Here is a 26,517-nt window from a genome sequence, read left to right on the forward strand (position 1 = left end):
ATTATTTCTTGTGAACATTTGATATTTTAAGTATTACGACAATCCGAAGATCATCGCTGCACTACATCAAATGCCCACACTTATCGACTGTTAATTGTTAAAGAACTGTATTCGGTACTGCTTATTTGCCACTCTCGCGCTATCGACAAAGCGTTGTGTTTGTCAGCTGCGAAGAAGGAAGAGTATGAAGCGTTTGCAGCATTTCGTCAACCTTCTTTTTTCTCGTCTCATTCAGCATTTGCATGCGTCGTTCAGCGAGGGGGCGAATTATAGCCCTGCCCCGTGCGCCTCGCAAGCACTAATTTGCAGCTGGGCAAATATTGCTGTGTGATATCGTAGCACCGACAATTCCCTGCCTCATCCACCCTGATTCCCATGCCTATCCCACACATTTCACCGACCGCCAATGCAACACTGGCCAGCGCCCTCGAACACGCCATCAATAGCAAGACCAAACCGCTGGGCAGTCTCGGCATGCTGGAAACCCTGGCCCGCCAGATCGGCCTGATCCAGCAAAGCACGCAACTGGCATTGCGCCAGCCCGCCATCATCGTTTTCGCGGCCGACCATGGCGTCGTCGCCGAAGGCATTTCCGCCTATCCGCAAAGCGTGACGTGGCAAATGGTGGAGAACTTCCTCGGCAACGGCGCCGCCATCAATGTCTTCGCGCGCCAGAGCGATTGCGCCCTCTATATAGTAGACGCTGGCGTGAACCACGATTTCGGCCCACGCGACGGTTTGCTCGACCGCAAGCAAGGCCCAGGCACCCGCAACTTTGCCAAAGAGCCCGCCATGAGCGAGCAGCAATGCCTGGCCGCCATGCAGGCGGGAATGGACCTGGTCGCCACACTGGACGGCAATGTGCTGGGCTTTGGCGAAATGGGCATCGGCAACACCACGGCCGCCGCCGCACTGATGCACAAGCTGACCGGCACACTCATCGCCGACTGCGTGGGCGCCGGCACCGGCCTGTCGAAGGAAGGGATATTGCACAAGCAACAGGTGATCGAGGCGGCTGTCGTCCATCATGCGGCAGTCACCGAGCCGCTCGACGTGCTGGCCACCTTTGGCGGCTTCGAGATCGCCATGATGGCCGGCGCCATGCTCAAGGCGGCCGAACGGCGCATGATTCTGCTGATCGACGGCTTCATCGTCAGCAGCGCTTTGCTGGTGGCGGCCCGTTTGCAGCCGGCCATTCTCGATTACTGCGTGTTTTCGCACTGCTCCGATGAAAATGGCCACCGCCAGCTGCTGGAAAGCCTGGGAGCGCGTCCGCTACTGCACCTCGATTTGCGCCTCGGCGAAGGCACGGGTTCGGCGCTGGCCTTGCCGCTGCTGCACGCGGCCGTCAATTTCATGCGCGAGATGGCGACGTTTGCCTCGGCCCAGGTCAGCGAAAAGTCCACGCCAGACTAAGACCATGGTCTATCCCGTTTCCGCCGCCATCCACCAGTGCCGCCTGTTCTTTATTGCGCTGCAGTTCTTCACGCGCCTGCCCATCCCTCGCTGGGTGGGTTTCGAACCGGCCTGGCTGCAGCACGCTTCGCGCTACTTTCCATTGGTCGGCGTGGTGGTGGCGTCCATCAGTGGCGCCGTGTATCTGCTGGCCAGCTGGCTTCTGCCTTCGGCCGTGGCCGTGCTACTGGCCGTCGCCGCCGGCATCTACCTGACGGGCGCCTTTCATGAAGACGGCTTCGCCGACATGTGCGACGGTTTCGGCGGCGGCCTGACGCGCGAACGGGTGCTGGAAATCATGAAGGATTCGCGCATCGGCGCGTATGGCGCCATCGGCATCCTGTGCCTGCTGGCCATCAAATGCGCGGCGCTCGCATCGCTGCCGCCTGCCACGGTGGTGGCGACATTATTCATCGCCCATCCGCTTTCGCGCCTGGCCGCCGTCTCGCTGATCTGGGCCATGGATTATGCGCGCGATGAAGGCAAGGCCAAGCCGATGGCGCAGCAGATGACTACGGGAGAATTCATCATCGCCGCCGTCTGCGGCCTGCTACCCGCCATCGCCTGCGGCCTGCTGGGAATATTTGACTGGGCCACGCTGGTCTTTGCCATCGTGGCGGCGGCAGCGGCCGCATTCTGGCTGGGCCGCAAATGCCAGCGCCGCCTGCAAGGCTATACGGGCGACTGCCTGGGCGCCGTGCAGCAGGTGGCGGAAGTGGCGATTTATCTTGCCATCCTGTCGAGTTTTCAACCTCCATTGCGCTTCTACTGAACAAGCATGCGCCTGATCCTCGTTCGCCACCCCACGCCGCAGGTGACCAGCGGCACCTGCTATGGCCGCAGCGACGTGGCGGTGGCGCCGCATGAAATGGCTACAGTGCGCGCCAGGTTGCAAGCAACGCTGCCAGCCGGTGTGCCGCTCTACGCGAGTCCGTTGCGCCGCTGCGCCGGCCTGGCGACAGCCTTGGCGCAAGACTTGCCCTCCAGCGCCCTGCACCTTGATGCGCGGCTGGCGGAAATGGATTTCGGCGCATGGGAAATGCAGCCCTGGCACGCGATTGCGCGCGCGGACATCGATGCCTGGGCGGCCGACCTGGCCTGGTACCAGCCCGGCGGGGGCGAGAATGTGCTGGCGATGGCCGCCCGCGTCGATGCGTTTTTAGGCGATCTGTTGCGCGAACAACACGAAACGGTGGTCATCATCTGCCATGCGGGCACCATCCGCCTGCTGTCGGCATTGCAAGCCCGGCTGCCATTGGAGGAAACGGCCCTGCTGGCCGCCCGTTCCGCCCATAAAATCGCCTACGGTGCGATGGTCGTCGTCGATTTCTGATATCGAAGCGCCCAGCCAGCCATTTCAGTCCACGCCCACTGCACGTATAATGGCGGGGTTTTGGTGCCCGCGTTCATGTCCATGAGCGCAGTTAAACGGGAAACACGATGCCGCACTCGCGGCGAACGTGTGCTGCCCCCGCAACGGTAAGCAAGTGTCGCCCCTCCAACAGGATGCGGGCGACAAGCTATCTCTGACAACCACTGTGCTTGCAATCATCGAGCATGGGAAGGTGGGATAGCCGCACTTGCCAGCCCGGATACCGGCCAGGACAGGTGGAAGTGTGCGAACGGGGATGTTCGCGATCCGAATGGCCCCTGTGTCCATCTTCGATCGCCATCTTCAGTTCCCACTTCTGTTCAATCTGGCCTACGGGGACGTCGGCTGGTTGCATATTACTTACTGAAAATTATCATGACCCATGCTGTTTCCCGCCACGCGGCGCTCACGTCGCTCGCGCTAGCCATTGCCGCGCCTGCCGCTTTCGCCCAAGCCACACCAGACACCTTCGATCCTGTCGTCGTCACCGCCAACCGCTACCCGCAGCACCTGAGCGAAGTATTGAGCGATACGCAGACCATCAGTTCGGAAGACATCGCGCGTTCGGGCGCCGGCACACTGGTCGACCTGCTGCAAAAGCAGCGCGGCATCGAAGTCAATCGCAATGGCGGCCCAGGCACCAGTTCGAGCGTATTCATTCGTGGCGCGAACGGCAACCAGAATATCGTGCTGGTCGATGGCGTGCGTATTGGCTCCTCCACATCGGGCACCGCCAACTGGAGCGCCCTGCCTCTGTCGAGCATCGACCACGTTGAAATCGTCTACGGTCCACTGAGCACCATGTATGGCGCCGATGCCGTCGGCGGCGTGATCCAGATCTTTACCAAGAAAGGCGACGGCGCGACGCGCTTTTCCGCCTTCGCCGGCTACGGCCGCGACAACACCCGCCAGGTGGAAGCCAGCGTTGCCGGCTCTACCGGTGGCAACAACAGTTTCAGCTACGCGCTGACTGCGGGCAAGGAAAAATCGGATGGCTATTCCGCCACCAAACCTGGTAATTTTTCCTATAACGGCGATAAAGACGGCTACGACAAAGAAAGCGTCAGCGGCCAGTTTGGCTATCAGATGGCCAAGGGACATGATGTCGGCCTGGTTTTCCTGAACAGCAAACTGGATGCACAATTCGATGCGGGCTTGAACTTCGACGCGCGCAACTACAATAAGCAGGAAAGCATTTCGGTCTTCACGAAGAACCAGTTTTTGCCGAACTGGACCAGCGAGTTGCGCTACGCAGAATCGAAAGACAAACTGACCTCGGTTTCCGCCACTGGCGCCTTCGGCAGAAGCCAGTTCGACACCAAGCAAAGCGACATCAGCTGGCAAAACGATATTCTCATCGGCCGTGATACCCTGCAACTGCTGGGTGAATACCGTGACGAAGACGTCGTAAGCTCCGCCGAAGGCCTGTCCGGCGGACGCAATACAAAGTCTTTCGCGGCATCGTACAACCTGGTGCGCGGCGCTCACCTGGCCAGCATCAGCGGCCGTCGCGACGACAGTTCGGTGTACGGGACGCACAACACGGGCAGCGTCGCCTATGGCTACCGTTTCAGCAACGCTTTGCGCGCCAGCGCCAGCTATGGCACCAGCTTCCGCGCACCGACCTTCAACGATCTGTACTACCCTGGTTCCGGCATCCCCACGAACAAGCCGGAAAAAGGTCGCAATGCTGAAGTTGGCTTGCAATACAACGATGGCCAGACGCAACTGAGCGCGATCTACTACCATAACAAGATTACCGATATGATCAACTATGTATACGCTTGCCCGGTAATTGGCTGGAAACCAGGCTATGGCTGCAGCATGAATATCGACAAAGGCCTGCTCGAAGGCCTGACGCTGGCTGGCGCGCATAAATTCGGTGCCTTCAACGTCAGTGGCAACATCGACCTGCAAGATCCACGCAATGAATCGCTCGACAAGCAACTGACACTCCGCGCGAAAAAACACGCCAATTTCGCCGTCGATTACACGACCGGTCCCTTGACCGCCGGTACGGAATGGCAGTTGTCGGGCAAACGTTTTGCAGATCCCGCCAACACAACCACCCTCGGTGGCTATGGCTTGCTGAATCTGTACACCACCTACCAGTTCTCACGCGACTGGTCGGTGCTGGCACGCTGGAACAACATCACCAACAAAGACTATGAACTGAGCCGTTTCTATGCGACGCCACGCTCGAACCTCTTCGTCGGTGTGCGCTACGGCATGAAATAAGCACGTAGTAATGATGTAAGCTGCGGGCGATGGCATTGCTGTCATTGCCCGCAGATGCAGTTCTGCAGTCCCCGTTTTTAAGGCAGTACATGCACCCATTTTTCCGCAATATGCGCCACCGCGCCACCGTGATCCTCACGGTGCTGATCGTGTGCGCGATTGCCAGCCTGATTTTCTCCGGCATGATCGGTTCGATCGCCATTCCGCTCGCCGACCTGCCTTCCGCCCTGCTCCATGTCGTACAGGGCAAGACCGACACTCTCGCCGCCACCTTGCTCGACCTGCGCCTGGGCCGCGCGCTGACCGCCTTTGTCACCGGCGCGGCGCTGTCGCTGGCCGGTCTGATGATGCAGGCGTTGCTGCGCAATCCCCTGGCGGATCCATATGTGCTGGGCATTTCCGCCGGCGCCTCTGTCGGTGCGCTGGCCGCGCTGCTGTTCATGTGCGCGCTGTGGGTGGTCGACGCGGCCGCCTTTGCCGGCGCCGTCGGCGTCTCCATGCTGCTGTACTTCTTTGCCCGGCGCGACCTGCGCGGCGGCACGGCGGCCGAAGGCGGCGCCTCGCTTTTGCTGCTGACGGGCGTGATCCTGGCCTCGGCCTGCATGGCCATCGTCACCCTGATGCTGTCCATCGCCCCGGAAAGCCGCTTGCGCAGCATGGTGTTCTGGATGATCGGAGACCTGTCCGGCGCGCCGGCGCGGCTGATGCCGTGGCTGGTCCTGGCCGGCGCCCTGGTCTTCGCCTTGCGCTGCGCGCGTTCGCTGAACGTCATGGCGCTGCATGCGGAAGCGGCCAGCACGCTGGGCGTGCGCGTGGGCGCGCTGCGCAAGGGCCTGTTCTTCTGTTCCGGCCTGCTCACGGCCAGCGCCGTCACCAGCGCCGGCAGCGTGGGCTTCGTCGGCCTGATCGTGCCGCATGCGCTGCGTTTTGCCTGCGGCCCCGATCACCGCCTGCTGATACCGGCCGCCGCGCTGGCTGGCGGCACTTTCCTCGTACTGGCCGACACCTTGGCGCGCACCGTGCTGGCGCCATTGCAGTTGCCCGTCGGCGTGGTCACGGCCATGATAGGCGCGCCCGTCTTCCTGTACCAATTGCACCGCTTGCGCAGGGGATGAAACGAGCATGATACGCACCTACCAACTCGGCCTGAAGGCGGGCACACGCTCCCTCGTGGAAAACCTCATATGGCAAATCAAGGATGGCGAATGCTGGAGCGTGATCGGCCGCAATGGCGCAGGCAAGAGCACCTTGCTGCGCACCCTGGCCGGCTTGCGCGAACCGGATGCGGGCCACGTGACGATACAGGGCCGCGCCCTGATCGACTGGCCATTGGAAGAGCTGGCGCGCGAACGGGCTTTCCTGGCGCAGGCGCGCCACGACGCGTTCTCGTACCGCGTCATCGAAACGGTGCTGTCGGCGCGCCACCCGTATCACGACAATCACTATTGGGAAGGCAGCGACGACCAGCGCATCGCCCTGGCGGCGCTGGCGTCGATGGAAGTCGAGCACCTGGCCGAGCGCGACGTGCGCAGCCTGTCTGGCGGCGAACGCCAGCGCGTGGCGATCGCCGCCATGCTGGCGCAGGATACGCCCTTGCTGCTGCTCGATGAACCGGCCAACGCGCTGGACCTGGCGCACCAGGTCAGCGTCATGGGCCTGCTGGCCAGACTGTGCCGCGAACAGAATAAAACCGTGGTCATGGTAGGGCATGACCTGAACCTGGCGCACAGCGTCTCGACCCATGCGCTGCTGCTGATGGGCGATGGCGGCTGGCTGGCCGGCCCCGTGACCGACGTGATGCAGGCATCCATCCTGAGCGACTACCTGGGCCACCCGATCGAGATCATCGATCACGGCAAACGCAAGATATTCATACCAAAAGAGGATCAACAATGAGCGATAACAAACCCGCAGACGCGGACACCGCCGCCATCAACGAGCGCCACCGTGTGCGCATGGAACGCAAGAAGGCGATCATCGACGCGGCCATCGCCAAGGCCGACAAGGAAATCGGCATCATCATCGTCAACACGGGCAATGGCAAGGGCAAGAGTTCGAGCGGCTTCGGCATGGCCATCCGCGCCATGGGCCACGGCATGAAAGTGGGCGTGGTGCAGTTCATCAAAGGCGCCATGTCGACGGGCGAAGAAAAATTCCTGCGCCGCTTCCCCGACGAAATCAGTTTTCATGCGATGGGCGAAGGCTATACCTGGGAAACGCAAAACCGCGAACGCGACATCGAAAAAGCGGAACTGGCATGGGAGCAGGCGAAGACCTTCCTGGCCGATCCAAGCTACGGCCTGGTGCTGTTCGATGAGCTCAATATCGCCCTCAAGTACAACTACCTCGACGTGCATAAAGTCATCGCCGACCTGCTGGAACGCCCGGCCATGCAGCACGTGGTCATCACGGGCCGCGGCGCGCCGGACGAACTGATCGCGATCGCCGACACCGTCACCGAAATGGCCGTCGTCAAGCATGCGTATGCGGCCGGCATCGGCGCACAAATCGGCACCGAGTGGTAACAGCGCCATGACGCGCACCCTGGTCTTCGGCGGCGCCCGTTCCGGCAAGAGCGCCCATGCGGAAAAGCTGGCCCGCGAGTCCGGCAGGGAAGTACTCTACATCGCCACCGCGCAGGCGGGCGATGGGGAAATGGCCACGCGCATCGCGCATCACCGTGCGCAGCGCCCGGCCGAGTGGGTAACCATGGAAGAACCGCTGCGCCTGGGCGACGCCATCCTGCGGGAAGCACGGCCCGGCCGCCTGCTGCTGGTCGACTGCCTGACGCTGTGGCTGACGAATCTGATGTTTTCCAGCGGCGAGACGTACCCGGACGTGGGCGACATCGCCCTGCCGGAGCTGTTCCACAGCGAGCGCGCGCACCTGCTGTACGCGCTGGCCGAAATTGGCGATACCGATTGCGACCTCGTTCTCGTCTCGAACGAAGTAGGCATGGGCATCGTGCCCTACGGCGCCATCTCGCGCTGCTTCACCGATGAAGCGGGCCGCTTGAACCAGGCCGTGGCGGCCGTGTGCGACAAAGCCGTCTTTGTCGCCGCCGGCTTGCCCCTGTACCTGAAAGGCGGCCCATGCTGAGCGGCCTGTCGCTGCCCATGCTGGCCGCCTTGATGACGGCCGGCGTGCTGCTCGACATGCTGCTGGGAGAAACGCGCCGCTGGCATCCGCTGGTCGGTTTTGGGCGCATCGCCAGCGCACTGGAACACTTCCTGAACCGGGGCCGCGGGCGTTTGCTGCGCGGCGCGCTGGCGTGGTCGCTGGCCGTGCTGCCCATCAGCTATGCCGCCTACTGGCTGTGCGGTCTGGCCGGTGCGGCGCTCCACGTCTTCCTGCTCTATCTTTGCCTGGGCTTGCGCAGCCTGCGCGATCACAATCAACCGATCGCCGATGCCCTGGCCATCGATGACCTGGACAACGCGCGCCTGCTGACGGCGCGCATCGTCAGCCGCGACACGGCCGATGCCGACGCGGCCAGCCTGGCCAAGGCCAGCACGGAATCCCTGCTGGAAAACGGTAACGACGCCGTCTTCGGCACCCTGCTCTGGTTTGCCGTGGCGGGCGGCCCCGGCGCCGTGCTCTTCAGGCTGGCCAATACGCTCGACGCCATGTGGGGGTATCGGAACGAGCGCTACGACTGGTTCGGCTGCTGCGCCGCGCGCATCGACGATATTCTGAACTATCTTCCGGCGCGTCTGACGGCCCTGTCGTATGTCTTGCTGGGTAAAACCATGGCCGACAAACAGCGCGCTTGGCACTGCTGGCGCAGCCAGGCCCCCAACTGGGGCAGCCCGAATGCGGGTCCCGTGATGGCCAGCGGCGCCGGCGCCCTGGGCCTGGCCTTGGGCGGCGACGCCATCTACGACGGTGAACTGGAACGCCGCCCGCCGCTGGGTGCCGGCCGCCCGGCCGAAGCACGCGATATCGACCGCGCCTGGCGCCTGGTGGCGGAAACGGCCATCCTGTGGTTGATCTGGATGGCGCTGCTGGCGGGCCTGTTCTACCTGAAGGGGAAATACCTTGCTTGAACATGGCGGCAACCTGCGCGACGCCGCGCGCGAATATGGCAGACCGCTGGCCGACTGGATCGACCTGTCGACCGGCATCAACCCGCACTGGTATGCAGCGCCTGCACCCGACGCCAACGCTTGGCACCGGCTGCCGGAGGCCGATCCCGCGTTGGCCGCAGCCGCCTGCAGCTACTACGACGCGCCAGCCATGCTGCCCGTGGCGGGCACGCAGGCCGCCATTCAGGCCCTGCCACGACTGCGCGCGCCATCGCGCGTGGTGGTGGCCGCGCCCTCGTATGCGGAACACGCGCACCACTGGGGCCAGCACGGCCATCAATTGTGGCAAGTGCCGTATGCGCAGCTGGCCGATGCGGTGGACAGCTGCGACGTGCTGGTCGTCTGCAATCCGAACAATCCCACGGGCGAACGCATCGCCCCCGCACTGCTGCTGGCATGGGCCACCCGGCTGGCCGCGCGCGGCGGCTGGCTGGTGGTCGATGAAGCGTTTGGCGACACGGAAGCCCATGCCAGTCTCGGTCCGCACTCGGGCCAGCCGGGCCTGGTCGTGCTGCGCTCCATCGGCAAATTCTTTGGCCTGGCGGGACTGCGCCTGGGCTTTGTCGCTGCCCATCCCGCACTGCTGGCACAGCTGGCCGACATGCTGGGCCCATGGGCCGTCAGCGGCCCGGCGCAGCAGGTGGCACTGGCCGCGCTTACCGATACGCACTGGCAGGACGCGATGCGCGAACGCCTGCGCGGCGAAGGCGACCGCTTGCGCCAGCTGTTGGCCGCGTACGGCATCGCCAGCAGCGGCACGGCGCTGTTTCAGTGGTGGCCGGAAGATCGCGCCGAAGCGTTCTGGCTCCACATGGCGGAATCGGGCATCTGGGTGCGCCTGTTCCGCCACGCCGCCCACGGCATCCGCCTGGGTCTGCCCCCCGACGAACACGCCTGGCTGCGCCTGCAGCAGGCTCTCACCGCATGGAAGCACATATGAACCACTTGAAAACCGCACTACTGCTGGCCGGACTGGTCTCGTTGCAAACGCATGCCGCCATCACCGTGCGCGACGATGACGGCAATACCGTCACCGTGGAAAAGCCCGCGCAGCGCATCCTGGCGCTGGCGCCGCACGTGACGGAACTGCTGTTCGCCGCTGGTGGCGGCGAGAAGATCGCCGGCGTCGTCAGCTACAGCGACTATCCGGAAGCGGCCAAGAAACTGCCGCAGGTGGGCGACAATCGCCAGTACGACATGGAGCGCATCATCGCCATGAAGCCGGACCTGATCGTCGTGTGGATGCATGGCAGCGCCGAGCGCCAGATCGCCATGCTGCGCCAGCTGAAGGTGCCGATCTATCACAGCGAACCGCGCAAGCTGGCCGATATCCCCGACAGCATGGAGCGCCTGGGCCAGTTGATGGGCACGGAAAAGACCGCCAAACCGGCCGCCGCCCAGTTGCGCGCCAAACTGGCTGGCTTGACGACCCAGTATGCGCAGCGACCGCCCGTGCGCGTGTTTTACCAGGTGTGGGACAAACCTTTGTATACCCTGAGCGGCGCGAGCATCATCAGCGATTCCATGCGCGTATGCGGCGGCCAGAATGTGTTCGCCGCAATGAAGGTGGTGGCGCCCGTCGTCACGCCCGAAGGCGTGCTGCAGGAAGACCCGGAAGTCATTTTCGGCACCAGCGAAAAAAGCGATCCGCGCAGCGAAGGCGGCCTGGCCATGTGGCGCGCCTTCCCGTCGATGACGGCCGTGCGCAAAAATAATCTGTTCCGCCTGAATGGCGACCTGCTGAACCGCGCCGGCCCGCGCATGATCGAAGGCACGGCCGCCATGTGCGAACAGCTGGAAATGGCGCGCCAGCGCCGCACCAAGGCTGCTCAATGAGTCACTACCAGCGCATCGCCTGTTTGTCGACGGAAGCCGTGGAGACGCTGTACGCGCTGGGCGCCGAAGACACGATCGCAGGCATTTCCGGCTTTACCGTGCGGCCTCCCCGCGCGCGTGAGGAAAAGACCAAGATCAGCGGCTTTTCGTCCACGAACCTGGAGCGCATCCTGGCAGTGAAACCCGATCTCGTGATCGGTTTTTGCGACATGCAGGCCGATATCTGCCGCGACCTGGTCAAGGCCGGCATCGAAGTGCACCAGTTCAACCAGCGCACGGTGGACGGCATCCGGCGCATGATCGCCGTGCTGGCCGCGCTGGTGCAGCGCGAGGCAGCGGGAAACGCATTGATCGCCAGCCTGCGCGCGGACATCGCCACCGCCCGGGCCCGCGCCGCCGCCTGGACGCGTAAGCCTGTGATTTACTTTGAAGAATGGAACGATCCCCTGATGAGCGGCATCGGCTGGGCGGCGGAACTGATCGAGATCGCCGGCGGCACGGATGCCTTCCCTGAATTGTCCCTGCAGCCGGGCGCGAAGGAACGCATCATCGCCGATCCTTTGACGGTAGTCGCACGCGCGCCCGACATCATCCTCGCCAGCTGGTGCGGCAAGAAGTTCCAGCCGGCGCAACTGGCGGCACGCCCGGGCTGGGAGGCGATTCCCGCCGTACGCAATGACATGCTGTTCGAGATCAAGTCGCCCGACATCCTGTCACCCGGTCCGGCGGCGATTACCGAAGGGCTGCGCCAGATCAGCGACATCATCGCGCAATGGCAGGAGCAGCAAACATGAAGAGCCCCTTCCCCGCCCTGATGGTGCAAGGCACGACATCGGACGCGGGCAAGAGCACCGTCGTCGCGGCCCTGTGCCGATTGTTAAAGCGCCGTGGCGTGACGGTAGCGCCGTTCAAGCCGCAAAACATGGCCTTGAATAGCGCCGTGACGAGCGACGGCGGCGAGATCGGCCGCGCGCAAGCCTTGCAGGCGCTGGCTTGCGGTATCGCGCCGCACACGGACATGAATCCGGTGCTCTTGAAACCGTCGTCGAACACGGGCGCGCAAGTGATCATCCACGGCAAGGTGCGCGCCGAGATGGATGCCCGCGACTACCAGCAATATAAAACCATCGCCATGGGCGCCGTGCTGGAATCGTACGCGCGCTTGCGCCAGCAGTACGACGCCGTCGTCGTCGAAGGCGCGGGCAGCCCCGCCGAAGTCAACCTGCGCGCGCGCGACATCGCCAACATGGGCTTTGCCGAAGCCGTCGACTGCCCCGTGATTCTGGTGGCCGACATCGACCGTGGCGGCGTCTTCGCGCACATCATCGGCACTCTGGCGTGCTTGTCCGACAGCGAACGGGCACGCATCCTCGGCTTCGTCATCAACCGCTTCCGCGGCGACATCTCGCTGCTGCAACCGGGCATCGAGTGGCTGGAGCAGCAGACGGGCAAACCCGTGCTGGCCGTGCTGCCCTATCTGCAAGGCCTGTTCCTCGACGCGGAAGACGCCGTCGAAGCGATGCAGGCCGAACGCGGCGCCTTCAAGGTAGTGGTGCCGCAACTGCCGCGCATCAGCAACCACACGGACTTCGACGCGCTGCGCGCCCACCCCGATATCGACCTGCAATTCATCCAGCAGGGGCAACCGATTCCAGCGGCTGACCTGGTGATCCTGCCTGGCAGTAAAAACACGCGCGGCGACCTGGCCTGGCTGCAACAGCAAGGCTGGCCCACCTACCTGGCAAAACACCTGCGCTATGGCGGCAAAGTGCTCGGTATTTGCGGCGGCTTCCAGATGCTGGGACAAAGCGTGCGCGATCCGCTGGGCGTGGAAGGCGCGGCGGGAGAGTCCAAGGCACTGGGCTTGCTCGACATGGTGACGGAGCTGACAAGCGCAAAACGTCTGGAACAGGTGAGCGGCCACTGCGCGTTTGCCGGCGCGGCCGATGCGTCCGTGGCAGGCTATGAAATCCACATGGGCGTCTCGCATGGCGCGGCGCTGGCGCAGCCAGCCTTTGTCATCGATGGACGCCCGGAAGGCGCCGTGTCGGGCGACGGGCAAATCCTCGGCAGCTATTTGCACGGCATGTTCGACACACCCGCCGCGTGTTCGGCGCTGCTGCGCTGGGCCGGGCTGGACTCCGGCCACACGGTGGATACCGCCGCCCTGCGCGAGGCCAGCCTGGATCGCATCGCCGACGCGGCGATGCCATTGATGGATGCGCTGGAACGGTTGCCACGCTGATAGTGGTGTCGGGTTACGCCGTACCGGCTAACCCGACCAACTCACACAGGCACGTGGCGGCACCTCAATTTTTCAGGCACGTGCCCATATACGAGCGGTCGGTCGAAAATTCGACCGCCATGCTCGACGACACCGGCATGAACATCGAGTAATCCGCCTGCACGTCGGCCGGGTCCTTGAATACGGCGATGCCATCGAAATCGACGGCCTGCGCGCCCAGGCCCAGCTTGTTGATGGTGATGGTTTCCGCATGCGTCTTGCCGGCGGTATTGTTGGTGATGGTGGCGGTGCTGCCGGCCACCACGATCTTCGCACTGATGCCCGGCGCCGCGCAGGCGTAGCTGCCGGCGATTTCGGTGCCGATCTTTTGCTGCTTGGCGGCCACGATGGTGCCCACGCGCAGCACGTTCTGCTGATTGCGGCTGTAGCGGTCGATGAACAGCGCCAGCCCCCGGTCCCCTGCGTGCGCGTGCACGATGCCGAAGTCCTGGTCACCCTGGCGGGCGATGATCAGACCACGCGCCGCGTCACGAACCAAAGTCAGGCTGGCGTTTTCCGCTTCCAGTTGCGGCGCTACCGCGGAGCACACGCCTTGCGCATTGAACACGCCGCCATTGCACAGTTGCGCGCTGCCATCGGCCGCCACCTTGAGGCTGCCTTTCGGATTGAAACGGTCGCCGCCATTCGAAGCATTGCGCATGGCGCCCAGAAAGATATAGTTGCCGGCCAGCTTGGCCACGTCCGTGACGGCATAGCCGCTGCCGCTGACGTTGGAATGCATGTTGCCCAGTTTCACGGTCCCCGTCAGCAGGCGCGTGCGCGCGTCAACGGTGACGCTGAAATCCGTTGCCGTGTAGGTGGTGAGATGGCCGGTGGTGACAGCGCTGAACGTGCCGCTGCGGTCGACCAGGCCGAACTGCGTCGACAAGACGCGGATGGCGTAGGTTTTCTTCACGCTGTCGAACGTGATGCGCCACGTATCGCCGATGTCGGCCGCCACGTCATACACGCTTTCATCGGCGCTGGCGCCGGCGATGACGGCCAGGCCAGCCTCCTTGGCCACGGCGGCTGACGCCACGGCCACGCTGTCGGCGGAAACGACGGGCGGCGTCACCACGATGGGCGGCGTGACCGGTGCTGCCGGCGTGCCGCCATCGCTGCCGCCACCGCATGCGGACAGGGCCGCGCCCAGGACAAGGAAGGTAAGTGCATTTTTCATGTGGTGTGACTTTCGGGGAAAGAAGAGGCCGGAAAACACATGCTAGCCGTGCCCGCAATCTATTGCCATGGAACAAATGTTCCATGGACTCTGCCCCCGGCAAGTTGCCAAAATGAACGGCGTGGGCGGCACGCCTGCGCCATTTATGTGACAATTCGTCGTACTGTCGGCTCCGTTTTTCCTCCTCAGGCTCGCATCCATGACCAGTTCCCCGATTAAAAGCTACCTTCCCTGGGTGGTCGCCACCGCCCTGTTCATGGAGCAACTCGACTCCACCATCGTCAACACCGCCATCCCCGCCATGGCCGCCAGCCTGAACGTGACGCCGCTGAGCCTGAAGGCCGTCGTCACCAGCTACATCCTGAGCCTGGCCGTGTGCATTCCCATCAGCGGCTGGATGGCCGACCGCTTCGGCACGCGGCGCGTGTTTTCCGCCGCCGTTGCCATCTTTACCATCGCTTCCATCCTGTGCGGCCTGTCCGTGAATGCCCCCATGCTGGTGGCCGCGCGCCTGCTGCAAGGGGTGGGCGCGGCCATGATGATGCCGGTGGGAAGGCTCACCATCATCCGCACCTTTCCCAAGTCGCAATTGCTGGCGGCCATGAATTTCGTCATCATCCCCGCCCTGATCGGCCCCCTGCTGGGGCCCACGGTGGGCGGGCTGATCGTGCACTGGCTGTCGTGGCGCGAGATTTTCTTCGTCAACGTGCCTGTCGGCCTGGTGGCCTTGTACCTGGCGCACCGCTACATGCCCGATTACTATGGCGACAAGCCCCGACCGCTGGATCTGATCGGCCTGGTGCTGTTCGGCACGGGTATCGCGCTGCTGTCGTGGCTGCTGGAAATCTTCGGCGAACACCGCATTGACGGCACCTCGTTTGCCGTGCTGCTGTTCATTTCCATCAGCCTGCTGGCCGCGTATGCCTGGCATTCGAGCGAAGTGCTGCATCCGCTGCTGCGCCTGACCCTGTTCAAGATCCGCACCTTCCGCGTCTCCGTGGTGGGCGGCTTCGTCACGCGCCTGGGCGTGGGCGGCCTGCCCTTCCTGTTGCCGCTGCTGTACCAGCTGGGCCTGGGCTTGCCCGCGTGGCAATCGGGCTTGCTGATGATGCCGTCGGCCGCGGCCGCCATGGGCATGAAATTCATTTCCGCGCGCGTGCTGGCCCGCTTCGGCTACCGCCAGGTGCTGATCGTCAACACGGTGCTGATCGGCGTCACTATCGCCATGTTTTCGCAGGTAAGTGTGGGCACACCCCTGTACGTGATCGTTGCCATCAGCCTGTGCATGGGCTTTTTCAATTCGCTGCAGTTTTCCAGCATGAATACCATCGCGTATGCCGACGTCGACAAGGCCGATTCCAGCATGGCCAGCACCATCGCCAGCTCGATGCAGCAATTGTCGATGAGCTTTGGCCTCGCCTTCGGTTCGCTGATCACGGGCTGGTACCTGGGCGACATGCCGCAGTCGGACCGCGCCATGCTCAGCACGGCGCTGCACCACGCCTTCCTGACCCTGGCCGCCCTGACGGTGCTGTCCTCGCTGACGTTCTGGACCTTGCGCCGCGACGATGGCGAAAGCATCAGCAAGGGCACGGACAGCGACGAGGAAGATGCGGCCGACGTGAAAGCCCAGGCCGTTGTGCAGACGGAAGTGCAAACCAGGAAAGGCTGAGCCACATCAAGCTTGCCGCCAGCGCCGCTGGCGCTTTGGCCCGGCGCTGCTACCGTGACGGCAGGAGGTGCACATGGCGGCCGAGCGGCGCTTTGCGTGGAAGGGCACGGACCGCCATGGCAAGGCGGTCGATGGCATCTTGCGCGCGGCCGACGCCACCACGGCCAAGGCCGCGCTCAGACGCCAGGGCATCCTTGCCAGCAAGGTAAAAGCCCCGCGCGCCGCGCCCGGCAAGGCCATCACGCGCAAGGATATCGCCCTGTTCACGCGCCAGTTGTCGACCATGATGGCGGCAGGCGTGCCGCTGCTGCACGCCTTTGACATCGCCGGCAAGGGGCATGCCAAACCCGCCGTCACGGAGTTGATGCACGACTTGCGCCACGACATCGAAGCGGGCAGCAGCCTGCAGCAGGCATTCCGCCAGTTCCCCCTGCTGTTTGACGAACTGTATTGCAACCTGCTGGCGGCGGGCGAACAGGCGGGCATCGTGCAGGAATTGCTGGCGCGCCTGGCCACGCACCAGGAAAAAGCCATCGCCCTGCGGCGGCAGGTGCGCGGGGCGCTGATGTATCCGCTGGTCATCGTGCTCGTCGCCCTCGTCGTCACGGCCATCATCATGAGCATGGTCGTGCCAGCGTTCCGCCAGGTCTTCGACAGCTTCGGCGCGCCCTTGCCGCTGCCCACCCTCGTCGTCATGGGCGTGTCCGCCTTCCTCGTCCATTACTGGCTGGCCTTGCTGGCGGCGCTCGTGTTCGCTTGCGTGCTGCTGCACCTGGCCTGGCGCCGCTGGCCCGCCTTGCGGCGCAACACACAACTGCGGGCGCTGCGCCTGCCCGTGTTCGGCCCGCTTCTGCGCAAGGCGGCGATCGCCCGCTGGACACGCACCCTGGCCGCCATGTTCGCCGCTGGTGTGCCGCTGCTCGACTCGCTCGGCCTGGTGGGCGCCGCCTCCGGCCACGCGCTGTACCAGGAAGCGACAACGCGCATCGAGCGTGAAATCCGCGCCGGCGGCAGCCTGGCCCTGGCCATGGAACACAGCGCCGTGTTTCCCCCGCTGCTCACGCAACTGGCCCTGATCGGCGAGGAATCGGGCGCCCTCGACGCCATGCTGTCGCGCGCGGCCGACATCATCGAGGCCGAGATCGACGTCACCGTGACCACGCTCTCGGCCCTGCTGGAACCGGCGCTGATGGTGGTGCTGGGCGTACTCGTCGGTTCCCTCGTGATCGCCCTGTATTTGCCGATTTTCAAGCTCGGGGCCGTGATTTGACCGTTCGTCCTGCGCAAAACATCCCCATGCACCGGCAGATGTTTTACACTGCGGCAGTGCCAGGCAATGTTTGCGCGGCAACATCATCACCTCAGACAACTCCACCATGCTGCAAGATACCCTGCTGTTCGCCGCGCCCGGCAACCTGCCCGTCGCCCTCGTCGCCGCCCTGTTCGGCCTGATCGTCGGCAGCTTCCTCAACGTGGTGATCCACCGCGTGCCGAAAATGATGCAGCGCGACTCCGATAATTACGTGGCGGAAGAAAGCGGCTTGCCCTTGCCGCACACGGACCGCTACAACCTGATGCTGCCGCATTCGAACTGCACCGCCTGCGGCCACCGCATCACGGCCATGGAAAACATCCCCGTCATCAGCTACCTGCTGCTGCGTGGCAAGTGCAGCGCCTGCAAGGCGCCGATCTCCGTGCGCTATCCGCTCGTCGAGCTGCTGACGGGCGCGCTGTCGGCCCTGTTGATCTGGCACTTCGGCAGCGGCTGGACGGGCCTGGCCACGCTCCTGTTTGCGTATTTGCTGATCGCCATGACCTTCATCGATGCCGATACGCAAATGCTGCCCGACGACCTCACCTTCCCCCTGCTGTGGGCCGGCTTGCTGGTCAATATCAACGGCACTTTCGTGCCCCTGCAAGAGGCCGTCATCGGCGCGGCCGCCGGCTACCTGGCCTTGTGGGCCGTGTACTGGGCCTTCAAGCTGGCGACAGGCAAGGAGGGAATGGGCTATGGTGACTTCAAATTGCTGGCGGCGCTCGGTGCGTGGCTGGGCTGGACCATGCTGCCGACGATCATCTTGTTGTCGTCGCTGGTGGGCGCCGTGGTCGGCATCGGCCTGATCGTGTTTGCCAAGCGCGGGCGCGACAAACCGATCCCGTTCGGCCCCTACCTGGCGGCGGCGGGCCTGATCGCGCTGCTGTACGGCGCGCCCCTGTCGCGGCTTACACTGGGCCTGACCGGCTGACCTGCGCAGCACTGCGCCCCTATGGATAAATACATGCAACGACAAAACGCCCCTTATTTCAGCGTCGGCCTCACCGGCGGCATCGGTTGCGGCAAGAGCACGGTGGCCGACATGTTCGCCGCGCGCGGCGCCTCCATCGTCGACACCGACCACATCGCCCACAGCCTGACGGCGCCCAATGGCGCCGCCATGCCGGCCCTGGTGGCGGAATTTGGCGCCGGCTACACCGATGCGCGCGGCGCCCTCGACCGCAGCAAAATGCGCAAGCTCGTGTTTTCCGACGCTGCCGCCAAGGCGAAACTGGAAGCCATCCTGCATCCGCGCATCCGCCAGGCCACCCTGGCGGCGGCAGAAGCAGCCACGGGCAGCTACGTGATCTTTGCCGTACCCCTGTTGGTCGAGTCCGGCGGCTGGGTGGAGCGGGTCAACCGGGTACTGGTCATCGATTGCCTGGAAAGCCTGCAAGTATCGCGCGTGATGGCGCGCAATGGCTTATCGGAAGAACAAGTCAAAGCCATCATGGCCACGCAGGCCACGCGCGCCATGCGCCTGGCGGCGGCGGACGATGTGATCGACAACAATGGCGATTTGGCGTCTTTAGAACCGCAGATTGCCCAGTTGCACGATTTATATCTGGCATTTTCAAAAAGAATGGCTGGAATGGCCCCGCAACGTTTGTAATTTGTCGACGCTTGGTTCAAAATCACGGGATTGTTTGCAGGTCCTTACTTAAGGGAATTATTTTGATTGTCTACGAATACCCTTTCAACGAACGCATACGTACCTTGTTGCGGCTGGAAGACCTGTACGACAAATTCAAGTTCTTCATCCAGCAAGAGCATGCAATGCAGCACCATGTTGCCTTGGCAACTATTTTCGATATGCTCGAAGTGGCGGGTCGCGCCGACCTGAAGTCCGACCTGCTGCAAGAACTCGAGCGCCAGCGCCAGAGCCTGCTCGGTTACCGCAGCAATCCGAACGTGGAACCGGAAACCTTGGACGCCATCCTCGGTGAACTCGACAGTGTCAGCGGTGCCCTGGTGGCGGCGCAAGGCAAGACGGGGCAGAATATCCGCGACAATGAATGGCTGATGAGCATCCGCGGCCGCACCATCATCCCGGGGGGCGCCTGTGAATTCGACTTGCCGTCCTACTTTGCCTGGCAAAAACGCAGCTCCGAACAGCGCCTGACCGATATCCACGCCTGGTTCGCCCCGCTGGCACCGCTGTTTGATGCGCTGGCCCTCGTCTTGCGCCTGCTGCGCGATTCCGGCGGACCCGTTAAACTGATCGCCAATGGCGGCAGCTACCAGCAAATGCTGCAAGGCAAGGTGTACCAGATGCTGCGCCTGAGCCTCGATGAAAACAGCGGCGCCATCCCGGAAATTTCCGCCAACAAATACATGCTGTGGGTACGCTTCACTACCCAGGGCGGCGACTTGAAGCCCAAGCCGCTGGAAGAAGATGTCCCGTTCGAGCTCACGCTCTGTAATTTTTAACTGTTACTTATTTGCCCCATCATGACCGTCGTTAACTGCCCTACCTGTGCCGCCAAAGTCGAATGGACTGAAGCCAACAAATTTCGCCCCTTCTGCTCGGAACGCTGCAAGCAGATCGACCTGGGTGCCTGGGCTGAAGAGAAATACACGATCCCCGCCGCCGACCCGTTCGAAGACCCATTGGCGGACGAAGACAACAAGCCGCAGTAAGCCGCACCAAGCCTCAAATAAACGGATTTTCCAGGCGCAGTCCCTGCGCCGCGAAACTGTCGAGCCTGCCGCTGACCACCGTCAAGCCATAGGCGATGCCCATCGCCGCGATCTGCCCATCGACGCCATGCGCGTGGCCGCAGCCATGCAGGCGCGCGCACACGAGCGCGCAATCGAGGTCGAATTCCAGCAGCCGCGGCGCATACTCAGCCAGCACGGCTTCCAGCCAGCCTTCCAGCGCCAGTGCTTCCAGCGCCGCTTCGCGCCGCCAGCTGCGCTGTATGCCGGCGCGCAATTGGGCGATCACCTGCACCGGCACATAACGCGCCTCGGGCGCCACCCGCTCGAAAAAATCCGCGACACCTGGTGGCGCGGCGCTGCCCTTACGCGCTGCAACGATCACATCCGTGTCGACCAGGTAGGCGGGCATAGGCATGGCGTATCAGGGACGACGCTCGAAATCCACGTCCAGCCCCACGTCGGGCATGCTGCGCAAAATATCGTCGAGCGGACGCTTCGGCAAGGGCCGCAAGGCGCTGCGCAAGATGTCGCGGTGCTCGTCCTCGATGCTGCGCCCATGCGCGCGGGCACGCTTGTGCAAGGCGGCAATCAGCAATTCATCGGTATCGGTAAAGGTCAGTGTCAGCGGCATGCGAAACTCCCCGGTGCGTGATGAAAGCACTGTAGCGCAAAGCGCCGACTATACAAGGAGAGTCACAGCAAAGCTTGCGCCAGCACGCAGCATGGTGCTGCACGCTGGCACAAGTGGAGATCAGGCAGGTGCCAGCGATTCCCGGCGCACCTCGTCCAGCCATTCCAGCAGGGGAATGGTGGCCGGCAGCAAGGGTTCCACGCCGACCGTACCCTGCCAGGCGAACGCCTGCCCTTCCAGGCTTTGCGGCTCGCCCCGCCATTCGCGGCTGATATAGAAATGCAGGCGCACATGGGCGTGTGGATACACATATTCGACCCCGCACCAGGCTTCGGCACTGTCGATATGCAGGCCCAGTTCCTCGACAAACTCGCGTTTCAAGGCGTCAAGAATGGCTTCGCCCGGTTCGACTTTACCGCCAGGAAATTCCCAATAACCGTCATACGGCTTGCCGGCCGGACGCTGGCCCAGCAGCACGTCGCCATTCGGCTTCATCAGGATGCCGACGGCGACGTCGACCGGTTTGATTTTCACTTCGCTCATTGCGGCAACTTTCCCGCAGGAAGTTTCCCCGCATAATCGCGCGCGAATTGCCAGGCCACCCGGCCCGAACGGGAACCGCGCTGCAAGGCCCAGCGCAGGGCGTCGCCGCGCGCTGCCGCGATCTGTTCCGGCGTGCAGCCGAACGAAGCGAGCCAGTGGGCCGCGATATCGAGGTAATCGTCCTGCTTGAACGGATAGAATGACAGCCACAGGCCGAAGCGTTCGGACAGCGAGATTTTCTCTTCCACCGTCTCGCCCGGATGCAGATCGCCATCGTCGTCCGTCTTGTAGCTCGTGTTGTCCGACATGCGTTCCGGCATCAGGTGACGGCGGTTCGAGGTGGCGTAGATCAGCACATTGTCCGATTGCGCGGCGATGCTGCCGTCGAGCGCCACTTTCAGCGCCTTGTAGCCGCTCTCGCCCTCTTCGAACGACAGGTCGTCGCAAAAGATGATGAAGCGCTCGGGGCGCGCCGCCACCAGGTCGACGATGTCGGGCAAGTCGGCCAGGTCCGCCTTGTCGACTTCGATCAGGCGCAAGCCCTGGTCGGCGAACTGGTTCAGGCACGCCTTGATCAGCGACGACTTGCCCGTGCCGCGCGCGCCTGTCAGCAGCACGTTGTTGGCCGGACGGTTGCTGACGAACTGGCGCGTGTTCTGTTCGATCTGCGCTTTTTGCGTACCGATGTTGTGCAAATCATCCAAGGCGATGGACGACACATGGGTCACGGCCTGCAAATAAGGAAGCGCACCCTGGCGCCGGCGCCAGCGGAAGGCAAAGCTATTCCAGTCGGTCGCCGGCAAGGCCGGCGGCAAGATCGACTCGAGGCGCGCCAGTACCCGCTCGGCGCGGATCAGGAATTGATCGAGGCCGGTCATGAGCGGTAGTCGGCGTTGATCGACACGTAGTCATGCGACAGGTCGCACGTCCACAGGGTGGCCGTGGCATCGCCGCGCGCCAGCTTGACGCGGATGGTGATTTCGCTTTGCTGCATCACGCGCTGGCCATCCTGTTCCTGGTAGTCGGGGTTGCGGCCGCCATTCTTGGCCACCCACACGTCGTCCAGGTACAGGTTCAGCTGGCCCACGTCCAGGTCGTCCACGCCCGCATAGCCGATGGCGGCCAAGATGCGGCCCAGGTTCGGATCGGACGCGAAGAAGGCCGTTTTCACCAGCGGCGAATGGGCGATGGAATAAGCGATCTTGCGGCACTCTTCCACGTTGCGGCCGTCTTCCACGGTCACGGTCATAAACTTGGTAGCGCCTTCGCCGTCGCGCACGATGGCTTGCGCCAGGAAAGTCGACAGTTCGGTGACGGCGGCAGCCAGTTCCGCATAGTGCGGCGAATCGATGGAATCGATGACCAGGTTGCCGGCACCCGTGGCCACCAGCATGAACGAGTCATTGGTGGACGTGTCGCCGTCGATGGTGATGCAGTTGAACGATTTGTCGGCCGCCTGTTTCACCAGCTGGTCCAGCACCGGCTGGGCCACGGTGGCGTCAAACGCGAGGAAACCGAGCATGGTGGCCATGTTCGGCTTGATCATGCCGGCGCCCTTGCTGATGCCCGTCAGCGTCACCGCATGGCCACCGATGGTGACCGTGCGCGAGCCGGCCTTCGGCTGCGTGTCGGTGGTCATGATGGCTTCGGCAGCCGAGAACCAGTTGTCCGAGGTCAGCGCGGCCACGGCTTGCGGCAAGCCGGCGACCAGGCGTTGCACGGGCAAGGGTTCCAGAATCACGCCCGTGGAAAACGGCAGGATTTGCTGCGGCGTGCAGCCCAGCAGCTCGGCCAGCGCGGCGCAGCTGGCCTGCGCGTCGGCCAGGCCCGATTCGCCCGTGCCCGCATTCGCGTTGCCCGTGTTGACCAGCAGCGCGCGGATCGGCGCGGCGCCGGCCGTCACGGCCGCCAGGTTGGCTTTCGAGATTTGCACGGGCGCGGCGCAGAAGCGGTTCAGGGTGAACACGCCGGCCACGGTGGCCGTCGGCGCCAGTTTCAATACCAGCAAATCCTTGCGGTTGGGTTTCTTGATGCCGGCTTCGGCAACACCGATTTCAATGCCGGCGACGGCTTTCAAGTCGGCGGCGACGGGCTTGGGAGAATTGACGGCCATGGTGAGTTCTTCTGCGAGGGAAAATGGAAGCGCTATTGTAGCGCCTTCGCGGCGCCGGTGAGCATGCGCGCCCACACATGCGCGCCCGCAAATTGAAAAGGCATAAAAAAACGGAGACCGCGGTCTCCGTTTTTGCTCAGGCTGTCAAACCGCCTTATGCCAGCTTGCCGTGGCAAGCTTTGTATTTTTTACCGCTGCCGCATGGGCATGGGTCGTTGCGGCCCACTTTGACGCCCATGCTCACGCTCATGTCGTCGACGTTGTCCATGTTGCCGCCGGCCGCAGGCGCCAGCAGTTCTTCCGGCGCCGCGTTCGGGTCGAATTCGGCGTGCTGGTAGTGCACGTTTTCCACGTGCGACTGCTGCATCGCCTGTTCGGCCGCATCGACTTCTTCGCGCGACTGGATACGTACCGTCATCACGTGTTTCGTGACGTCGTTCTTGATCATGTCGAGCATCTGGCCAAACAGTTCAAACGCTTCGCGCTTGTATTCCTGTTTCGGGTTCTTCTGCGCATAACCGCGCAGGTGAATACCCTGACGCAGGTGATCGAGCGCCGCCAGGTGTTCGCGCCAGTGGCTGTCCACGCTTTGCAGCATGACATTGCGCTCGAAGCCGCCAAACGATTCCTTGCCGACGATATCGATCTTCGACTGGTACACGGCATCGGCCGCGACCAGCACTTTTTCCAGGATCTCTTCGTCTGTCAGGGTCGAATCGGCTTCCAGCAATTGCTGCAACGGCAAATCGAGTTGCCATTCGCCAGCCAGGGTGTTTTCCAGGCCCTTGATATCCCACTGCTCTTCCACCGATTCGTGCGGCACGTATTCGTGCACCAGGTCGGTGAACACGCCGTGGCGCAAGGAAGCGATCATGTCCGAGATGTCGGTCGTTTCCAGCAGCTCGTTACGCTGCTGGTAGATGACTTTGCGCTGGTCGTTGGCGACGTCATCGTATTCCAGCAATTGCTTGCGGATGTCGAAGTTGCGCGCTTCGACCTTGCGCTGGGCCGATTCGATCGAACGCGAGACGATGCCTGCCTCGATCGGTTCGCCTTCCGGCATTTTCAAACGGTCCATCACGGCGCGCACGCGGTCGCCGGCGAAGATGCGCAGCAGCGCGTCGTCGAGCGACAGGTAGAAGCGCGACGAACCCGGATCGCCCTGGCGGCCGGCACGGCCACGCAGTTGATTGTCGACGCGGCGCGATTCGTGGCGTTCGGTGCCGATGATGTGCAAGCCGCCCGCATTGACCACGTGGTCGTGCAGGGATTGCCATTCATCGCGCAAGGTCTGCGACTGGGCTGCCTTGTCGGCGTCGCTCAGTTCAGCATTGGCTTCGATGAATTTGATCTGGTTCTCGACGTTACCGCCCAATACGATGTCCGTACCGCGACCGGCCATGTTGGTGGCGATGGTGATGGCTTTCGGACGGCCTGCCTGGGCGATGATTTCCGCTTCGCGCGCATGCTGCTTTGCGTTCAGCACGTTGTGCGGCAAACCGGCCTTGGTCAGGATGCCTGACAGCAGTTCCGAGTTCTCGATCGAAGTCGTACCGACCAGCACGGGCTGGCCGCGCTCGTAGCAGTCGCGGATGTCGTTCAACATCGCGTTGTATTTTTCCGCCGACGATTTGTAGACCTGATCCTGGCGGTCCTTGCGCTGCAGCGGACGGTTTTGCGGGATCACGACCGTTTCCAGGCCGTAGATTTCCTGGAATTCGTACGCTTCGGTATCGGCCGTACCCGTCATGCCGGCCAGCTTGGCGTACATGCGGAAGTAGTTCTGGAAGGTGATCGAGGCCAGGGTCTGGTTCTCGTTCTGGATCTTGACGCCTTCTTTCGCTTCGACGGCCTGGTGCAAGCCATCGGACCAGCGGCGACCCGTCATCAGACGGCCCGTGAATTCATCGACGATCACCACTTCATTGTTCTGCACCACATAGTGCTGATCCTTGAAGTACAGCGCATGCGCGCGCAGGGCCGCATACAGGTGGTGCACGAGGGTGATGTTGGCCGAATCGTACAGCGACGCGCCTTCCGGCAGCAAGCCCATTTCCATCAGGATGCCTTCGGCCTTTTCGTGGCCGGCTTCCGTCAGCAGCACCTGGTGCGCTTTTTCATCCTTGGTGTAGTCGCCCGGCACTTCAACCTTGCCCTTGCCATCCGGCGTTTCTTCGCCGATCTGCAGGGTCAGGCGCGCAGGCACTTCATTGATCTTGTGATACAGGTCCGTATGGTTCTCGGCCTGGCCCGAAATGATCAGCGGCGTACGCGCTTCATCGATCAGGATCGAGTCGACTTCATCGACGATGCCGAAGTTCAGGCTGCGCTGCACGCGTTCGCGCGCTTCGTAGACCATATTGTCGCGCAAGAAGTCGAAACCGAATTCATTGTTGGTGCCATAGGTGATGTCGGAGTTGTACGCCTGCTGCTTGGCGCTGTGCTCCATCTGCGACATGTTCACGCCAGTCGACAGGCCCAGCCATGCATACAGGCGGCCCATGGTTTCGGCATCGCGCTGCGCCAGGTAATCATTGACGGTGACGATATGCACGCCCTTGCCCGACAGGGCATTCAGGTAGGCGGGCAAGGTTGCCATCAGGGTCTTGCCCTCGCCCGTGCCCATCTCCGCGATCTTACCGAAATGCAAGACCATGCCGCCGATCATCTGCACGTCGAAATGGCGCATGCGCAGGACGCGCTTGCTGGCCTCGCGGCAGACGGCAAATGCTTCCGGCAACAAGGCATCGAGCGATTCGCCAGCGGCGATGCGTTCCTTGAAGGCAGGCGTTTTCGCTTGCAGCTCGGCATCCGACAGCTTTTCGATGGCCGGCTCGAGCGCATTGATCTCGCGTACCGTTTTTTGGTATTGCTTGAGCAGCCGCTGGTTGCGGCTACCGAAAATCTGGGTCAGTAATGACATGCTTGAATTCTTGAAAAAACGCCGTTAAAAAAAGCTCGGTAGGGAACAACGAGGTAGGTATCGCGTCACCGCACGGAGTTCGACTATGGCAAAAGACGATGATTTTATCATGCGTTCCCGACATGGTTGGGGTAATGCGCCATATAACAATAGCTTAATGACAAACAAATGGCAGAAATTGCGGACATTTTCCATACTGTAAGGCAATA

Annotated in this window: 26 protein-coding genes and 1 riboswitch; of the genes, 19 read left to right on the plus strand and 7 right to left on the minus strand. The window is 62.9% G+C overall.

Annotated elements, in window-relative coordinates; all coding sequences use genetic code 11:
- Positions 1-375 precede the first annotated feature (375 nt).
- The 13 genes from cobT to MRBLMS1_RS09625 all read left to right on the plus strand — a co-directional run bounded on the left by cobT (position 376) and on the right by MRBLMS1_RS09625 (position 13,231).
- On the plus strand, positions 376-1,416 hold the full coding sequence (cobT, locus tag MRBLMS1_RS09565) for a nicotinate-nucleotide--dimethylbenzimidazole phosphoribosyltransferase (RefSeq protein ID WP_485879169.1): 1,041 nt from the start codon (positions 376-378) through the stop codon (positions 1,414-1,416).
- 4 nt (positions 1,417-1,420) lie between these two features.
- Entirely contained in the window at positions 1,421-2,227 is an 807-nt protein-coding gene (locus tag MRBLMS1_RS09570) for an adenosylcobinamide-GDP ribazoletransferase (RefSeq protein ID WP_485879171.1), read from the plus strand.
- A 6-nt stretch (positions 2,228-2,233) separates the two neighbouring features.
- The gene (locus MRBLMS1_RS09575; RefSeq protein ID WP_485879173.1) at positions 2,234-2,788 is read left to right on the plus strand and encodes a histidine phosphatase family protein; all 555 of its coding nucleotides are present in this window, start codon (positions 2,234-2,236) and stop codon (positions 2,786-2,788) included.
- A gap of 44 nt (positions 2,789-2,832) precedes the next feature.
- Positions 2,833-3,073, plus strand: a riboswitch (cobalamin riboswitch).
- Positions 3,074-3,202: 129 nt separating this feature from the next.
- Positions 3,203-5,065 (plus strand): TonB-dependent receptor domain-containing protein, encoded by a 1,863-nt coding sequence (locus tag MRBLMS1_RS09580; RefSeq protein WP_485879175.1) that lies wholly within the window; start codon positions 3,203-3,205, stop codon positions 5,063-5,065.
- A gap of 89 nt (positions 5,066-5,154) precedes the next feature.
- Positions 5,155-6,180, plus strand: a complete 1,026-nt coding sequence (locus tag MRBLMS1_RS09585) for a FecCD family ABC transporter permease (RefSeq protein WP_139091649.1) — start codon at positions 5,155-5,157, stop codon at positions 6,178-6,180.
- A 7-nt stretch (positions 6,181-6,187) separates the two neighbouring features.
- Positions 6,188-6,961: an ABC transporter ATP-binding protein gene (locus tag MRBLMS1_RS09590; RefSeq protein WP_485879177.1), complete on the plus strand. Its 774-nt coding sequence runs from the start codon at positions 6,188-6,190 to the stop codon at positions 6,959-6,961.
- Positions 6,958-7,590 carry a cob(I)yrinic acid a,c-diamide adenosyltransferase gene (gene cobO, locus MRBLMS1_RS09595; RefSeq protein WP_046683333.1) on the plus strand — a complete coding sequence of 211 codons (633 nt, stop codon included), beginning with the start codon at positions 6,958-6,960 and terminating at the stop codon, positions 7,588-7,590. Before MRBLMS1_RS09590 ends, cobO begins: the two co-directional genes overlap by 4 nt.
- Positions 7,591-7,597: 7 nt before the next feature.
- The gene (gene cobU, locus MRBLMS1_RS09600) at positions 7,598-8,164 is read left to right on the plus strand and encodes a bifunctional adenosylcobinamide kinase/adenosylcobinamide-phosphate guanylyltransferase (RefSeq protein ID WP_485879178.1); all 567 of its coding nucleotides are present in this window, start codon (positions 7,598-7,600) and stop codon (positions 8,162-8,164) included.
- Positions 8,158-9,111 carry a CobD/CbiB family cobalamin biosynthesis protein gene (locus MRBLMS1_RS09605; protein WP_485879180.1) on the plus strand — a complete coding sequence of 318 codons (954 nt, stop codon included), beginning with the start codon at positions 8,158-8,160 and terminating at the stop codon, positions 9,109-9,111. Before cobU ends, MRBLMS1_RS09605 begins: the two co-directional genes overlap by 7 nt.
- Positions 9,104-10,090 carry a threonine-phosphate decarboxylase CobD gene (gene cobD, locus MRBLMS1_RS09610; protein WP_485879181.1) on the plus strand — a complete coding sequence of 329 codons (987 nt, stop codon included), beginning with the start codon at positions 9,104-9,106 and terminating at the stop codon, positions 10,088-10,090. The genes MRBLMS1_RS09605 and cobD overlap by 8 nt, the downstream gene beginning before the upstream one ends.
- The gene (locus MRBLMS1_RS09615) at positions 10,087-10,986 is read left to right on the plus strand and encodes a cobalamin-binding protein (protein WP_485879183.1); all 900 of its coding nucleotides are present in this window, start codon (positions 10,087-10,089) and stop codon (positions 10,984-10,986) included. Before cobD ends, MRBLMS1_RS09615 begins: the two co-directional genes overlap by 4 nt.
- On the plus strand, positions 10,983-11,780 hold the full coding sequence (locus MRBLMS1_RS09620; protein WP_485879185.1) for an ABC transporter substrate-binding protein: 798 nt from the start codon (positions 10,983-10,985) through the stop codon (positions 11,778-11,780). The genes MRBLMS1_RS09615 and MRBLMS1_RS09620 overlap by 4 nt, the downstream gene beginning before the upstream one ends.
- Positions 11,777-13,231 carry a cobyric acid synthase gene (locus MRBLMS1_RS09625; protein ID WP_485879186.1) on the plus strand — a complete coding sequence of 485 codons (1,455 nt, stop codon included), beginning with the start codon at positions 11,777-11,779 and terminating at the stop codon, positions 13,229-13,231. The genes MRBLMS1_RS09620 and MRBLMS1_RS09625 overlap by 4 nt, the downstream gene beginning before the upstream one ends.
- Positions 13,232-13,295: 64 nt before the next feature.
- Here MRBLMS1_RS09625 and MRBLMS1_RS09630 read toward each other — a convergent pair whose 3' ends face one another.
- Entirely contained in the window at positions 13,296-14,450 is a 1,155-nt protein-coding gene (locus tag MRBLMS1_RS09630; protein WP_485879187.1) for a hypothetical protein, read from the minus strand.
- 199 nt (positions 14,451-14,649) lie between these two features.
- Between MRBLMS1_RS09630 and MRBLMS1_RS09635 the strand changes: the two genes are divergently transcribed.
- From MRBLMS1_RS09635 to yacG, 6 genes are all read left to right on the plus strand, one after another.
- Complete coding sequence (locus MRBLMS1_RS09635) at positions 14,650-16,122, plus strand: DHA2 family efflux MFS transporter permease subunit (protein ID WP_252867185.1); 1,473 nt, start codon at positions 14,650-14,652, stop codon at positions 16,120-16,122.
- A gap of 73 nt (positions 16,123-16,195) precedes the next feature.
- Complete coding sequence (locus MRBLMS1_RS09640; protein WP_485879188.1) at positions 16,196-17,392, plus strand: type II secretion system F family protein; 1,197 nt, start codon at positions 16,196-16,198, stop codon at positions 17,390-17,392.
- 106 nt (positions 17,393-17,498) lie between these two features.
- Positions 17,499-18,368, plus strand: a complete 870-nt coding sequence (locus MRBLMS1_RS09645) for a prepilin peptidase (RefSeq protein ID WP_230519051.1) — start codon at positions 17,499-17,501, stop codon at positions 18,366-18,368.
- Positions 18,369-18,401: 33 nt separating this feature from the next.
- A complete protein-coding gene (gene coaE, locus MRBLMS1_RS09650) occupies positions 18,402-19,049 on the plus strand; it encodes a dephospho-CoA kinase (protein ID WP_485879189.1) in 648 nt (215 codons plus the stop codon).
- Between the two features lie 62 nt (positions 19,050-19,111).
- Positions 19,112-19,867 (plus strand): cell division protein ZapD, encoded by a 756-nt coding sequence (zapD, locus tag MRBLMS1_RS09655; protein WP_034748811.1) that lies wholly within the window; start codon positions 19,112-19,114, stop codon positions 19,865-19,867.
- Between the two features lie 18 nt (positions 19,868-19,885).
- The gene (yacG, locus tag MRBLMS1_RS09660; RefSeq protein WP_034748814.1) at positions 19,886-20,077 is read left to right on the plus strand and encodes a DNA gyrase inhibitor YacG; all 192 of its coding nucleotides are present in this window, start codon (positions 19,886-19,888) and stop codon (positions 20,075-20,077) included.
- A gap of 13 nt (positions 20,078-20,090) precedes the next feature.
- Here yacG and MRBLMS1_RS09665 read toward each other — a convergent pair whose 3' ends face one another.
- The 6 genes from MRBLMS1_RS09665 to secA all read right to left on the minus strand — a co-directional run bounded on the left by MRBLMS1_RS09665 (position 20,091) and on the right by secA (position 26,308).
- Positions 20,091-20,513 (minus strand): PIN domain-containing protein, encoded by a 423-nt coding sequence (locus tag MRBLMS1_RS09665; RefSeq protein ID WP_485879191.1) that lies wholly within the window; start codon positions 20,511-20,513, stop codon positions 20,091-20,093.
- A gap of 6 nt (positions 20,514-20,519) precedes the next feature.
- Entirely contained in the window at positions 20,520-20,729 is a 210-nt protein-coding gene (locus tag MRBLMS1_RS09670) for a FitA-like ribbon-helix-helix domain-containing protein (RefSeq protein ID WP_128141369.1), read from the minus strand.
- 120 nt (positions 20,730-20,849) lie between these two features.
- The gene (locus MRBLMS1_RS09675; RefSeq protein WP_152254329.1) at positions 20,850-21,272 is read right to left on the minus strand and encodes an NUDIX domain-containing protein; all 423 of its coding nucleotides are present in this window, start codon (positions 21,270-21,272) and stop codon (positions 20,850-20,852) included.
- Positions 21,269-22,150, minus strand: a complete 882-nt coding sequence (locus tag MRBLMS1_RS09680; RefSeq protein ID WP_485879192.1) for an ATP-binding protein — start codon at positions 22,148-22,150, stop codon at positions 21,269-21,271. Before MRBLMS1_RS09680 ends, MRBLMS1_RS09675 begins: the two co-directional genes overlap by 4 nt.
- Positions 22,147-23,385 (minus strand): bifunctional glutamate N-acetyltransferase/amino-acid acetyltransferase ArgJ, encoded by a 1,239-nt coding sequence (gene argJ / locus MRBLMS1_RS09685; RefSeq protein ID WP_485879193.1) that lies wholly within the window; start codon positions 23,383-23,385, stop codon positions 22,147-22,149. The genes MRBLMS1_RS09680 and argJ overlap by 4 nt, the downstream gene beginning before the upstream one ends.
- 154 nt (positions 23,386-23,539) lie before the next feature.
- Complete coding sequence (gene secA / locus MRBLMS1_RS09690) at positions 23,540-26,308, minus strand: preprotein translocase subunit SecA (protein WP_485879195.1); 2,769 nt, start codon at positions 26,306-26,308, stop codon at positions 23,540-23,542.
- Positions 26,309-26,517 lie beyond the last annotated feature (209 nt).

Source organism: Massilia sp. LMS1-1-1.1, assembly GCF_040815535.1.
Classification (GTDB): domain Bacteria; phylum Pseudomonadota; class Gammaproteobacteria; order Burkholderiales; family Burkholderiaceae_D; genus Janthinobacterium; species Janthinobacterium aestuarii.